Source organism: Streptomyces sp. NPDC001532 (assembly GCF_040298625.1).
GTDB lineage: Bacteria > Actinomycetota > Actinomycetes > Streptomycetales > Streptomycetaceae > Streptomyces.
Genome location: NZ_JBEPAL010000017.1, coordinates 19,713 through 32,160 on the forward strand (window position 1 = coordinate 19,713; position 12,448 = coordinate 32,160).

The following is a 12,448-nucleotide window of genomic DNA, read 5'->3' on the forward strand; positions in this document are numbered from 1 at the left end:
GCTCAGCAGATCCGCGGCAGCTGCTCCCCGAGCGGCATGTCCACCACCCGCGTACCGCCGAGCCCGGTCCGCGCGACGACCATGCCGGGGTGCTCCGCGACCACCTCGCCGACGATCGCCGCCTCGGCGCCCAGCGGATGCGCCCGCAGCGCGGCCAGCACCGCGTCGGCGTGCTCCCGGGGCACGAAGGCCACCAGCTTGCCCTCGTTCGCCACGTACATCGGGTCCAGGCCCAGCATCGCGCAGGCCCCGGCCACCGGCGGCGGCACCGGCACGGCACGCTCCTGGACGACGACCCCGCACCCGGACCCCGCCGCGATCTCGTTCAGCGAGGCGGCCAGCCCGCCGCGCGTCGGATCGCGCAGCACCCGCAGCTCCCGGGTGACCGCCAGCATCGCCTCCACGAGCCCGGTGAGCGGAGCGCAGTCGCTTTCCACGTCGGCCTCGAAGCGCAGGTTCTCGCGCTCGCTCAGGATGGCCACACCGTGCATGCCGATCGCCCCGCTGACCAGCACCACGTCCCCGGGCACCACCCGCTCCGGGCGCAGGTCGACACCGTCCGGCACCAGACCGACACCCGCGGTGTTGATGTAGACGCCGTCCCCGTGCCCGGCCTCCACCACCTTGGTGTCACCGGTCACCACCCGCACCCCGGCGGCGCGGGCCGCCGCGCCGAGCGCCTCGGCGACCCGGCCGACCGTCTCGATCTCGACGCCCTCCTCCAGGATCAGCCCGCACGACAGGAACGCCGCGCGGGCGCCGCTCATCGCGAGATCGTTGACCGTGCCGTTGACGGCGAGGTCACCGATGCTGCCGCCGGGGAAGAACAGCGGCCGGACCACGAAGGAGTCGGTGGAGAACGCCAGCCGCGCGCCCCCGAGCTCGACCACCGCCGAGTCGGTGAGCGCGGCGGTCGTCCCCCCGGCGAGGGCCGGCAGCAGGAGCTGCTCGACCAGCTCGGCGGAGAGCGCGCCGCCCCCGCCGTGGCCCATCACCACGCGCGGCCGGTCGCGCAGCGGAGCGGGGCAGGTCCAGGAGAGCATGTCCGGCGCTGCGGTGGTGTCAGACAACGGAGCTCTCCTGCGGGGTCGGGGCGGGCGTGGTCGGCGCCGGGGCCGGCATGGCTGCCGCCGGGCGGGCCGGCAGCTCCAGCCGCCGGTAGAGGTAGTACGCGGCGCAGGCGCCCTCGCTGGAGACCATCGTCGCGCCGAGCGGCGTCCGCGGGGTGCACGTGGTGCCGAACGCCTCGCACTCGTGCGGCTTGAGCAGCCCCTGCAGCACCTCGCCGCTGCGGCACTCGGCCGGTTCCCGGGTGGTGATGTCCCCGACCTGGAAGCGGTGCTCCGCGTCGTGGTCGCGGTAGCGGGCGGACAGCCGCCAGCCGCTGTCCGGGATGACCCCGATGCCCCGCCAGGCGCGGTCGGTGACCTCGAAGACGTCGTCCAGCATGGCCCGCGCCGCCGGGTTGCCCTCGGGCCGCACGGCACGCGGGTAGGCGTTGTCGACGGTGTGCTCGCCCCGCTCCAGCTGGCGGACCGTACGCCGGACGCCCTCCAGGATGTCCAGCGGCTCGAACCCGGTCACCACGATCGGCACCCGGAACCGCTCGGCGAGCGCCGGATACTCCTCGGTCCCCATCACGCTGCACACATGTCCCGCCGCCAGGAAGCCCTGCACCCGGCAGTCCGGCGACTGCATGATCGCCTCGATCGCGGGCGGCACCCGGACATGGGAGACCAGCAGGCTGAAGTTGCGGATGCCCAGCTTGCGGGCCTGATGGACGGTCATGGCGTTCGGCGGCGCCGTCGTCTCGAAGCCGATGCCGAAGAACACCACCTCCCGGTCCGGATGCCGCTCGGCGATCCGCAGCGCGTCCAGCGGCGAGTACACCACCCGCACGTCACCGCCCTCGCTGCGGACCTGGAACAGGTCCCGGCCGGTGCCCGGCACCCGCAGCATGTCGCCGAAGGAGCAGAAGATCACGCCCGGCCGCGAGGCGATCTCCAGCGCCTTGTCGATCACCTCCAGCGGGGTCACGCAGACCGGGCAGCCCGGACCGTGGATCAGCTCGACCTCGTCGGGCAGCAGCGGGTCGATGCCGTGCCGGATGATCGTGTGCGTCTGGCCGCCGCACACCTCCATCAGCGCCCACGGCCTGGTCACCGTCGCCCTGATGTCGTCGAGCAGCCGCGCCGCCAGCTCCGGGTCCTGGAACTCGTCGATGTACCTCACCGCCGCACCTCCCCGGCGAGGTCGCCGTCGCCGTCCTCCGCGTGCGCGGCCTGCTCCCACGGATCGCCGAACTCCTCCTGGAGCATCCCGAGGTTCTCGAACAGCTCCAGGGTTCTGCGGGCCGACTCCTCGTCGAGCCGCTGGAGGGCGAATCCGACATGGACGATGGCGTACTCGCCGACCTTCAGGTCGGGCAGGTACTCCAGGCACACCTCCTTGATCACCCCGCCGAAGTCGACGGTGGCCATCCGGGTGCCGTCCCGGTCCTCGACGCCCAGCACTCTGCCGGGTACCGCCAGGCACATGTGTGTCTCCTCACTGGTCGTGCGGCGGGCCCGCGCCCGTCACCCGTCGCCGGGCGTCGCGCGGGCGGCGACGACGAGCTGGCCGAGGGCCAGCCCGCCGTCGTTGGGAGGGATGTCGCGATGGCGGAGCACGGTGAAGCCGTCCGCGCGCAGACCGCGGGCACAGGCCGAGGAGAGCAGCACATTGGCGAACACACCGCCGGTCAGCGCCACCGTCCCCAGCCCCGACGCCTCGCGGGCCGCCGCGCACACCGCCCGCACCAGCCGCGCGACGGCGAGATGGAAACGCGCCGCGATCACCGGCGCCGGCACCCCGAGCCGTACGTCCGCCACCACCGCGGCCAGCAGCGGCCCCGGCTCCGCGACGAGCGGCCCGGCGCCCGGCCCGGTGGCCGGGGCCAGCCGGAAGGCGTAGCGCGGGTCCTCGGGCACCTCGCCCGCGGACACCGCCGCCGCCTCCAGCTCGATCGCCGCCTGCGCCTCGTACCCGGCGTGGTGGCAGACGCCCGCCAGCGACGACACCGCGTCGAAGAGCCGGCCCATGCTGGACGTCGGCGCGCAGTGCAGACCGCGCTCCAGCTGCGCCCGCAGCACCGGCAGCTCGGCGGGCGGGCAGGCGGCGGTGCACGGCAGGTCAGGGCCGGCGTCGATCCCCGCCGCGTGCAGGTGCGCGAGCGCCATCCGGTACGGGCGCCGCACCGCGGCGTCCCCGCCGGGCAGCGCGGCGTAGGCCACATGGGCGAAGCGCCGGTACCCGGCGTAGTCGGCGAGCAGGAACTCACCGCCCCACACGGCGCCGTCGTCGCCGTGCCCGGTGCCGTCGAAGGCGACCCCGATCACCCGGGTGCCCGCCGGCACCCCGTGCTCGGCCAGGGCGGCGGCGACATGCGCGTGATGGTGCTGCACCGGCACCACGGGCCGGCCGTCGGCGTGCCGCCGTGCCCACGCGGCCGACCGGTAGGCCGGGTGCCGGTCGGCGGCCAGCAGCCGCGGACGGACACCGGTGACCGACTCCAGCTGCCGCTCGGCACGGCCGAACGCCTCCTGGGTGGCCAGGTCGTCCATGTCCCCGACGTGCGCGGACAGCCACGCCTTGGCGCCGTCGCCGAGACAGAAGGCGTTCTTCAGGTCGCCGCCGACCGCGAGCGCGGGCCGGACCGCCACCGGCAGCGTCACCGGGAGCGGTGCGTGGCCGCGCGAGCGGCGCAGCACCAGCGGCTCACCGTCGCAGACCCGCACCACGGAGTCGTCGCAGGGCACGTGGATCGGCCGGTCGTGGGTGAGCCAGGCGTCCGCCAGGCCGGCCAGCCGCTCCAGGGCCTCGTCGTCGTCCGTGACGATCGGCTCCCCGGAGAGGTTCCCGCTCGTCATCACCAGCAGCCGGGGCCCGGCCCCCGCGCCGTCGAGCAGCAGATGATGCACCGGCGTGTACGGCAGCACGACCCCGAGATCGGGGCTGCCCGGCGCGACCGCGTCGGCGGGCAGCGGGACACCGGGAGCGGGCCGGACGCCGAGGCGCCGGCGCAACAGCACCACCGGACGCACCCGCCCGGTCAGCAGCTCCCGCTCGACCGGGCCGACGTGCGCCAGGTGCTCCACGTCCGCGACGTCCCGGGCCATCAGCGCGAACGGCTTGTCGCCCCGCGCCTTGCGGCGGCGCAGCTCGGCCACCGCCTCCGGGCGGGTCGCGTCGCAGGCGAGGTGATAGCCGCCGAGGCCCTTGACCGCGACGATCGCGCCCGAGGCCAGCAGCGACCGCGCCGCGCCCACCGGGTCGCCGTGCTCCACGCCGCCGTCGGCGGCCACCAGCCGCAGCCGCGGACCGCACGCCGGACAGGCCACGGGCTGCGCGTGGAACCGCCGGTCGGCGGGGTCGTGGTACTCGCGCTCGCAGTCGGCGCACAGCGCGAAGCCCGCCATCGTGGTGTGCTCACGGTCGTACGGCAGCCCGGTGACGATGGTGAAGCGCGGGCCGCAGTGCGTGCACGCGATGAACGGGTGCCGGTGGCGCCGGTCGGCGGGATCGGCCAGCTCGGCCAGACAGTCGGCACAGGTGGCGGTGTCCGGGGCCACCAGCGTCCGGACTGGCCCGCCGGCCAGGGACGGGACGATCCGAAAGCCGCTCTCGCCGAGCACCGGCAGCGCGGCCGTCTCCACCGACTCCACCACCGCGAGCGGCGGCGCCTCGGCGGCGAGCCGCGCACGGAACCGGTCGACGTCCTCGGGCGGGCCCTCGACCTCCGCCACCACACCGTCACCGGTGTTCGTCACATGCCCGGCGAGCCGCAGCCCGGTGGCCAGCCCGTACACGAACGGCCGGAACCCCACACCCTGCACCACCCCGCGGACGACGAGCCGGGCGCGCGCCGGTGCCGGCCCGGCGTCCGGAGGTGGGGCCTCGACGTCCGGGGCGGTGCTCACGCCTCGGCCCGGGCCATCACCGGCGCGTGCACGGCGTCACCCTCGGCCGCCGCCAGCGCCCGGTCGACCAGCACCCCGGCGCCCTCACCGGTGCGCACCGAGGAGAGCACCACGTCGACCCCCGGATTGACCCGCTGCACATGGGCGCGGAAGGCGGCCTCGTCGAACTCCGCCGGACCGGCCAGATCCGACTTGGTGACGATCACCAGCTGAGCGAGACCGAACGCGGTCGGGTACTTCAGCGGCTTGTCCTCGCCCTCCGTCACCGAGGCCAGCACCACCCGCAGCGACTCGCCCAGGTCGTAGGAGGCCGGGCAGACCAGATTGCCCACGTTCTCCACGAACAGCAGACGGGTGTCCTCGGGCAGCCAGTCGTGCAGATGCCCGGCGAGCATGTCCGCCTCCAGATGGCACAGCCCGTCGGTCAGCACCTGTTTCACCGGCACGCCCGACCGGGCCAGCCGGGTGGCGTCGTTCTCCGTGGCCAGGTCCGCGGTGAGCGCCGCCGCCGCGATCCCGCGCTCCCGGGCGAGCCGCAGCTCACGCTCCAGCAGCGCCGTCTTGCCGCTGCCGGGGCTCGACAGCAGATTGACCACCGTCGTGCCCCGGGCGGTCAGTTCGGTGCGCAGGATGCCTGCCGCCATCGAGTTCTTGGCGAGCACGGCCTGCCGGAGGTCGACTGTGCGGCACATCGTCACAACTCCTCGGTACGCGTTGCGGGGGTGGGGCCGGCCGCGGCGGACTCCGCGGCCCAGCGCACTTCGGTGATCCTCAGCTCACGGCCCGCGACCAGCTCACCGGCGCCCGCGCCGCAGCCCGCGCAGATCAGATCGGGAGGCATCCCCGTCTCCCAGTCCCGGCCGCACGGCGCGCAGCTCGCCCTGCCGGGCACGGACCGGGTGACGAGTTCGGCACCCTCCAGCAGCGTTCCGGCGCAGGCGAGTTCGAAGCAGAAGGCGAGCGAGTCGGCCACCACCCCGGCGAGTTCACCGATGTCGACCCGCACCTGGCGCACACCGCGCGCGCCCCGGGAGCGTGCCGCCTGCTCGACCTGGTCCACGACCGACAGGGCGACGGACATCTCGTGCATCGCCGCTCCGTCCTCGGGCCGGGGTGTCTCGTGCCGCCGCCCATTGAAGGCGGGGCCGGGTGGGCGCACCGACCGGCACGCCGCGCCGGCGCGGACGGACAACCCGATCGGTGCACGCCGCTCCGGCGGGCGTCACATCTTGCGGATCCGCAGGTAACGCCGGACGTCGGGCCAGATGTTGGCGACGACGGCCGCCAGTGCGGTGGCGGTGACGGTGGCGGCGGCGCCGCCGATGAAGCGCTTGTTCATGGTGGTCTCCCAGAACGGTGTTCGATGTGAGAGCGGCCCGGTGCGGACGCTCACCGGATGACGGCCTCGTCGCGGACCAGCTCGCCGACCATGCGCACCGCCTCCGGCACCGCGGCGGCCACCCGCGGACTGAGGCCGATGCCTTCCTCGACGGTGGCGGGCTCGCAGCCCACCACCAGTGTGCGCCGCGGCGGCCGGGCCCCGGTGCCCGCGCACAGGGTGTCCAGCAGGGCCAGTACGGCGTCCGGGGACATCCGGTGACCGTCCAGCGCGACCCCGTCCGCGCGGCCCTCGCCGCCGGCGTCCGAGGCGTCGATCAGATACACCGTGCCCGGCGGTCCGCCCCGCGCCGTCGCGTCCAGCAGCACCAGCGTGTCGTAGCCGTCGAGCAGCTGGTACGCCAGGTGCACACCGCGGATGCCGATGTCGGCGACCTCGACGCCCTCCGGCAGCTCCTGCCCGGCCAGGACGCGTGCGGCCTCCACGCCGAAGCCGTCGTCGCCGAGGAAGACGTTGCCGCACCCGGCGACCAGGGTGCGCGGGCGGTGGGCGGTCTCGGCGCTCATACGTCCTCCTCGGCGTCCGCGACGCTGACCTCGTCGGGCTGGAAGTAGAGGTAGCGGCCCTGCTCCCGGCGGATGTCGGCGCCCGGGTCGTCGTCGACGGTGACCGCGATGTGCACGCCGCCGTCGACGTCGTGCAGCACCGCCTCCACCAGTGCCCGCCGCCCCTCCAGGAACAGGTCCTGGGCGTCGGTGCGCCGCAGGCCGGGCCGCAGCACCACCCGGCTGCCCGCCCGTACCGGCCGCCCGTCGACCAACACATGGTCGGTCCCCGGATCCACCGACCGGTCCGCTCCGGGGTCCCACCAGGGAACCTCCGGCCGAAGCGGCCCGTCGGGCCCGAATCCACCGGCGTCCGCGTCGCCCGGTGCGCCCGGTCCGCCCGGTGCGCCTCCGGCGGTGAACGCGGCGCCGGCGCTGCCGCGGCCGGTCACCGTGGCCCCGGCACCGGACTCGCCGTCGGACTCGGCGTCGGGCACAGCGGCCCCGCCGATCCCGCCGATCCCGCTGTCCCCGTCGCCGGGGGCGGCGTCGCGGCTGATCACCATGGCGCCCGCGCCGAAGGTGCCGGGAGCCGTGGCGGCCCGGTCGGCCGTGGCGGCCGTGGCGGCGGTCGCGTTGGGTCCGGCGGGTGTCGCGGTGAGCGGGCCGCCCGGCGTGGTGCCCATCTCGGCCGCCGGCGTCGGCTCACGGAAGACCGGTACCGCCTCGGCCGCGGAGGGCCGCGGTGCGGCCGGGCCCGGGGCCGTGATCTCGCGGAGGCCGCGCACCGCGCCGTGCAGGCGTTCCAGGACCTCCGCCGGCATCGAGTCGGCCAGCTCGATCACCGCGGCGGCCCGGTCGTCGGTGCCGCGGGCCTCTCGCTTCTCCTCGTCGGTGAGCGCGGCGGTGCGCAGCGCCAGGATCTCGTCGATCTCCGTGGCGTCGTACAGGGCGCCGGGGCTCTCGGGCGCGATGGCCGGGTGGTCCTCCAGGATGATCGGTGAGGACAGCACCAGGTCGCGGGAGCCGGGTTCGCCCGCCAGCACCGGCCAGGTGTGCAGATTGCGGCAGGCGGCGGCCGAGCCCTTGGCCCACTCGGGCGGGTCCGTCAGCGACAGGAACCCGCCGGAGTCCAGGCACAGCAGCGTGTGCGTGGCGATCAGGGAGTGGGGGAGCGCGGCGTCGCGTTCGGCGCGCTCCGCGGGCAGCCAGCCGCTGGTGTTCTCCACCACCACGCTCAGACGCCGCGTGGCGTACGGGCCGTCCAGTTCGCTCGCCGACAGCCGCACCGAGCCGCTGATCTCCGCACGGCGCCGCACCAGCCGTCCCACGACCCGCCCGTCGGCCTCCGTGACCGGCTCGGTGTCCTCGCCGGCCGGCCGGGTGAAGGGCACCTCGACGCCCGCGCCCGCCAGCTCCGTCACCGGCACCGCGAGCCGGACCCGCTCCTCGTGGCCCTCGTCCCAGGCCACCACCACCCGGTCCTCCAGACGCAGCTCCGGCACGGTCTCGAACCCGCCGTCCGGCAGCGCCCGCTGCACCGTGCGCCGCTGGGCGTGCAGGAACCGCACCTCGACGGCGAGCACCGCCCCGCGCCGCGGTTCCATCAGCAGTTCGGTGTGCTGGAAGTCGTGCTCCTCGGCGGTCGCCGTCCACGACGGGGGCACGAGCACCCCGAACTGCCAGCGCAGCCGGTTCTTCGCGGCCGACGCGCGGTACGGATAGAGCACGTACCCCTCGAACAGCACGGCGTCGGCGACCTGCCGGGCCACGTCCAGCCGGGCCTCGACCGCGGGGCTGAACGTCGTGGTGGGCGTCGTGGTCACGGTGTCCTCTCCCCGGCCGCGGCCAGCAGATGTTCGACGGTCGCCTGCCAGGACGGCAGCGCGTGCCGTGACCGGAGGGCGAGCAGCGCGTCCATGGTGTCCCGGGGCAGCCGCAGCCAGCCGGAGCCGGGGAAGTGCTGCTCGACCATCTCCTGCCAGGTCTTCACCGGCATCCGGAACGCGGCCTCCCGGTCCCAGGGGATCGGCTCCACGTGGAAGCCGCCCGCGCCGGTGAAGGCGGTGCCGGAGAACAGCAGGAGCAGTGGCACCTCGCCCTCCTGAAGGGCGTGGAAGTAGCGGGAGGAGGCGATGTCCAGGTCGTAGGTGCAGGGCACCGGCAGGTCGAACTCCGTCTCGCCGGTGAAGCTCCGCACCATCACCGCCACCTGCGCGAACTGCACGGGGTGGAGGCTGCTGCCCCAGCGGGACCGCTCCCCGAACAGGTCCGTCAGCCCCTCGGCCTCGGAGTCGGCGTAGCCCCGGCGGGCCGGTTCGATACGGATCTGGCAGCGCAGCGCGAGCGCGTGCACACGGGTTTCAGGCGACGCGGTGGCCCGCAGCCGGAAGACCAGCGTGGGCCCGGCGGCGTACGGGTCGGCGCGCACCCCGGTGCAGGTGAAGGAGAACTGTGTCATGGCCGTCACGGCCGTCGCGTCCGTCATGCCCGGCTCCCCTCGGGCCCTCGGACGTCGCGGGCGAGGCCGCGGACCCGTGTGAAGAAGGCGTCCAGGTCGGCCCGCGCCTCCGCGCCGCCGTCGAAGCCCTGCCAGCGCAGCCGCATCCGGCCCACCAGCTCGTAGCAGAGGTCGACGGGCACCAGATACAGCTCCACGGTGCCCTCGTGGCGGCGCAGCAGCAGCGCCTCCACGTCCGGTTCGAGGAGGCCGGAGAGCGGGGAGCCGCCCAGCACCGACTGCCAGGCGTCCGGCTCCAGTTCGCTCTCGGTCGCCCCGGCCGGGCTCGGGTAGAGCGCGACCAGCCGGTCCAGGGCGGAGTTGCGGAAGAAGAAGGCGACGCCGACCGGGATGGCCAGCCGCTCCCACGCCTGTTCGTCGAGGCGGTGCGCCGGGTCGCTCAGACAGCGCCCGGGAACCGTCCGGAAGCGGCCGGCCGGTCCGCCCGAGCGGTCCAGCAGCTGGGCGCACGGATCGCAGGCGCAGGCCAGCGCACGCTTCTCGGTGTCGACGAGATGCCGGTGCCGCTCGTCGGCGAGCCTCGCCCCGCACAGCTCGCAGCGCTCCTCACGCGGCGGGCGCGGCGCGGCGAACCGCAGCAGTCCGGTGCGCCGCGGCCCGGCCGGGCGCGTCGGAAGGACGCCGGGGCCCGCGGGGCCGACGGCGCCGTGGTGCGCGGCCGTCACGAGGCCGTGGTGGCCGGCGGGCGGCCGTTCGACCCGGTGCCGGCCGGCGGGCCCGCGCCGATCTGGAGCAGGGCCGGTTCACGTGCCGTGCCCGCCTCCAGCACCACCGCCGTCACCTCCGGCGCGAGGCCGGCCAGCGTCTCGCGCGCCGCCTCCTCGACGGCCTCGCGGGTGCTGCCGCAGCCGCAGCCGGACGAGCCGGTCATCCGCAGCCGCAGCTCGCCGGACGCGGGGTCGAAACCGGCGCGCTCCACGAGATACGGCACGCCGTCCAGGGCCCGGTCGATGCGCATGGTCACGTCGTCCGGGTGCAGCCCGTGCAGCACCAGCAGGCTCGCCACCAGCTCGTCGCCGAGCAGCGCCGTCCGCACCCGGGCGGCCGGGGCGCCCGGCTCGCGGTTCAGCAGCTCCAGGACCCGGGCGAAGGAGGCGCCGTAGAACTCCATGAGCACCCGGACCAGTTCCTCGGCGGCCTCGCAGGCCGCGCGGTCCCCGGAGGCGGCCAGCCGGTCGAGGACCTCCTCGACCCGCCGTCCCGCCGCCTGGGCGGTCACCGTGCCGTGCGCGCCGCTCATCCGGCCAGACCGCTCAGGCCGGTGGGCACGTGCATGCTCTTCACCGTCTTGCCGCCGCCGACGTACATGTGCACACCGCACGGCAGGCACGGGTCGAAGCTGCGCACGGCGCGCATGATGTCGATGCCCTTGAAGTTCTCCGGGGGGTTCTCCTCGAAGATCGGGGTGTTCTGCACGGCGTCCTCGTACGGTCCGGGGGTGCCGTAGGTGTCACGGGTGGAGGCGTTCCACGGGGTCGGCGGGTACGGGTGGTAGTTGGCGATCTTGCCGTCGCGGATGACCAGGTGGTGCGAGAGGACACCGCGCACCGCCTCGGTGAAGCCGACGCCGATCGACTCGTCCGGCACCTCGAACTTCTCCCAGGTCTGGGTCCGTCCGGCGCGCACCTCCGCGAGGCCCTTCTCCGCGCAGTGCAGCGCCACGGCGGCGGCGTACGCCTGGAAGTAGGTGCGGGCGCGGTTGCGCTCCAGCGCGTTGCTCCACCGCGGGATCTTCCACTCGAAGGTGGTCTCCGGCTTGGTGAGCGTGCGCGGCAGGTTGATGACGACGCTGTGCCCGGTCGCCTTGACGTAGCCGATGTCGACCAGCCCCGACAGCGCGGTGGACCACAGCCGCGCGATGGGGCCGCCGCCGGTGTCGAGCGCCAGGTGGTCCTTGCCGTCGAACCAGCGCGGCGACATGACCCAGCTGTACTTGTCGTCGAAGTTCCGCTTCTGCGGCGCCGGGATGGTGTGCTGGTTCCACGGGTGGCGCGGGTCGACCGGGTTGCCGAGCGGGTCGTGGGTGACGAACTGCTCCTGGCCCTCCCAGTCCTCGTAGTACGAGCTGCCCAGCAGGACGCGGATGCCGAGGTTGATCTCGGTGAGGTCGTTGGTGACCAGCTTGCCGTCCACGATGACGCCCGGCGTGACGAACATCCGCCGGCCCCAGTCCGTCATGTTGGCGTACGTGAAGTCGCAGTACTCGGGGTCGTTGAGCGCGCCCCAGCAGCCGAGCAGCACCCGCCGGCGGCCGACCTCCTCGTAGCCGGGCAGCGCCTCGTAGAAGAAGTCGAACAGGTCGTCGTGGAGCGGCACGACCCGCTTCATGAACTCCACGTAGCGCATCAGGCGGGACATGTAGTCCGTGAAGAGCTGGACGGAGCCGATGGTGCCGACGCCGCCCGGGTACAGGGTGGAGGGGTGCACATGGCGCCCCTCCATGAGACAGAACATCTCGCGCGTGTACCGGCTGACCTGGAGCGCCTCCCGGTAGAACTCGCCCTCCAGCGGGTTGAGCGAGCGCATGATGTCGGCGATGGTGCGGTAGCCGTGCTCGGCGGCGTGCGGTGCCTCGGTGCGCTCGGCGAGTTCGAGGACCCCCGGGTTGGTCTCGCGGACCATCTTCTCGCAGTAGTCGACCCCGACCAGGTTCTCCTGGAAGATGTTGTGGTCGAACATGTACTCCGCGGACTCGCCGAGGTTGATGATCCACTCGGCGAGGTGCGGCGGCTTCACGCCGTACGCCATGTTCTGCGCGTACACCGAGCAGGTGGCGTGGTTGTCGCCGCAGATGCCGCAGATGCGGCTGGTGATGAAGTGCGCGTCGCGCGGGTCCTTGCCGCGCATGAAGACGCTGTAGCCGCGGAAGACCGACGAGGTGCTGTAGCACTCGGCGACCCGCTTCTGCTTGAAGTCGATCTTCGTGTGGATGCCGAGGCTGCCCACGATCCGGGTGATCGGGTCCCACGCCATCTCCACCAGGCCGGTGCCGTCACCGGTCGTCGTCGAGGTCGCCATCGTGTCTGTGCTGCCCTTCGGTCGGTCGAGGTCTGCGAGCGGGGGGAGGGAAGGTCACGGAGCAGAA

At 74.2% G+C, this 12,448-nt stretch carries 13 protein-coding genes; all 13 read right to left on the reverse strand.

All coding sequences use genetic code 11. The features are described from left to right. Positions 1-2 precede the first annotated feature (2 nt). The 13 genes from hypE to ABT232_RS17630 all read right to left on the reverse strand — a co-directional run bounded on the left by hypE (position 3) and on the right by ABT232_RS17630 (position 12,381). On the reverse strand, positions 3-1,070 hold the full coding sequence (hypE, locus tag ABT232_RS17575) for a hydrogenase expression/formation protein HypE (RefSeq protein WP_351840811.1): 1,068 nt from the start codon (positions 1,068-1,070) through the stop codon (positions 3-5). Further along, a complete protein-coding gene (gene hypD / locus ABT232_RS17580) occupies positions 1,063-2,232 on the reverse strand; it encodes a hydrogenase formation protein HypD (RefSeq protein WP_351840812.1) in 1,170 nt (389 codons plus the stop codon). The genes hypE and hypD overlap by 8 nt, the downstream gene beginning before the upstream one ends. Then, entirely contained in the window at positions 2,229-2,537 is a 309-nt protein-coding gene (locus ABT232_RS17585; RefSeq protein WP_351840813.1) for a HypC/HybG/HupF family hydrogenase formation chaperone, read from the reverse strand. Before ABT232_RS17585 ends, hypD begins: the two co-directional genes overlap by 4 nt. Before the next feature lie 39 nt (positions 2,538-2,576). Beyond that, positions 2,577-4,958 carry a carbamoyltransferase HypF gene (gene hypF, locus ABT232_RS17590; protein WP_351840814.1) on the reverse strand — a complete coding sequence of 794 codons (2,382 nt, stop codon included), beginning with the start codon at positions 4,956-4,958 and terminating at the stop codon, positions 2,577-2,579. Further along, positions 4,955-5,650, reverse strand: coding sequence for a hydrogenase nickel incorporation protein HypB (hypB, locus tag ABT232_RS17595; RefSeq protein ID WP_351840815.1), 696 nt, complete (start codon positions 5,648-5,650; stop codon positions 4,955-4,957). The genes hypF and hypB overlap by 4 nt, the downstream gene beginning before the upstream one ends. Before the next feature lie 2 nt (positions 5,651-5,652). Beyond that, on the reverse strand, positions 5,653-6,048 hold the full coding sequence (locus ABT232_RS17600; protein WP_351840816.1) for a hydrogenase maturation nickel metallochaperone HypA/HybF: 396 nt from the start codon (positions 6,046-6,048) through the stop codon (positions 5,653-5,655). Positions 6,049-6,180: 132 nt separating this feature from the next. Continuing rightward, positions 6,181-6,297, reverse strand: coding sequence for a DUF6893 family small protein (locus ABT232_RS38465; RefSeq protein WP_450872000.1), 117 nt, complete (start codon positions 6,295-6,297; stop codon positions 6,181-6,183). A 50-nt stretch (positions 6,298-6,347) separates the two neighbouring features. After that, positions 6,348-6,863 carry a hydrogenase maturation protease gene (locus tag ABT232_RS17605; protein ID WP_351840817.1) on the reverse strand — a complete coding sequence of 172 codons (516 nt, stop codon included), beginning with the start codon at positions 6,861-6,863 and terminating at the stop codon, positions 6,348-6,350. Further along, positions 6,860-8,668 carry a hypothetical protein gene (locus tag ABT232_RS17610; protein ID WP_351840818.1) on the reverse strand — a complete coding sequence of 603 codons (1,809 nt, stop codon included), beginning with the start codon at positions 8,666-8,668 and terminating at the stop codon, positions 6,860-6,862. The genes ABT232_RS17605 and ABT232_RS17610 overlap by 4 nt, the downstream gene beginning before the upstream one ends. Further along, positions 8,665-9,303, reverse strand: coding sequence for a DUF6084 family protein (locus ABT232_RS17615; protein ID WP_351840932.1), 639 nt, complete (start codon positions 9,301-9,303; stop codon positions 8,665-8,667). The genes ABT232_RS17610 and ABT232_RS17615 overlap by 4 nt, the downstream gene beginning before the upstream one ends. 23 nt (positions 9,304-9,326) lie before the next feature. Further along, on the reverse strand, positions 9,327-10,028 hold the full coding sequence (locus ABT232_RS17620; protein WP_450871999.1) for a DUF5947 family protein: 702 nt from the start codon (positions 10,026-10,028) through the stop codon (positions 9,327-9,329). Continuing rightward, positions 10,025-10,603 carry a NifU-related iron-sulfur-binding protein gene (locus ABT232_RS17625; RefSeq protein ID WP_351840819.1) on the reverse strand — a complete coding sequence of 193 codons (579 nt, stop codon included), beginning with the start codon at positions 10,601-10,603 and terminating at the stop codon, positions 10,025-10,027. The genes ABT232_RS17620 and ABT232_RS17625 overlap by 4 nt, the downstream gene beginning before the upstream one ends. Continuing rightward, positions 10,600-12,381: a nickel-dependent hydrogenase large subunit gene (locus ABT232_RS17630; RefSeq protein WP_351840820.1), complete on the reverse strand. Its 1,782-nt coding sequence runs from the start codon at positions 12,379-12,381 to the stop codon at positions 10,600-10,602. Before ABT232_RS17630 ends, ABT232_RS17625 begins: the two co-directional genes overlap by 4 nt. Positions 12,382-12,448 lie beyond the last annotated feature (67 nt).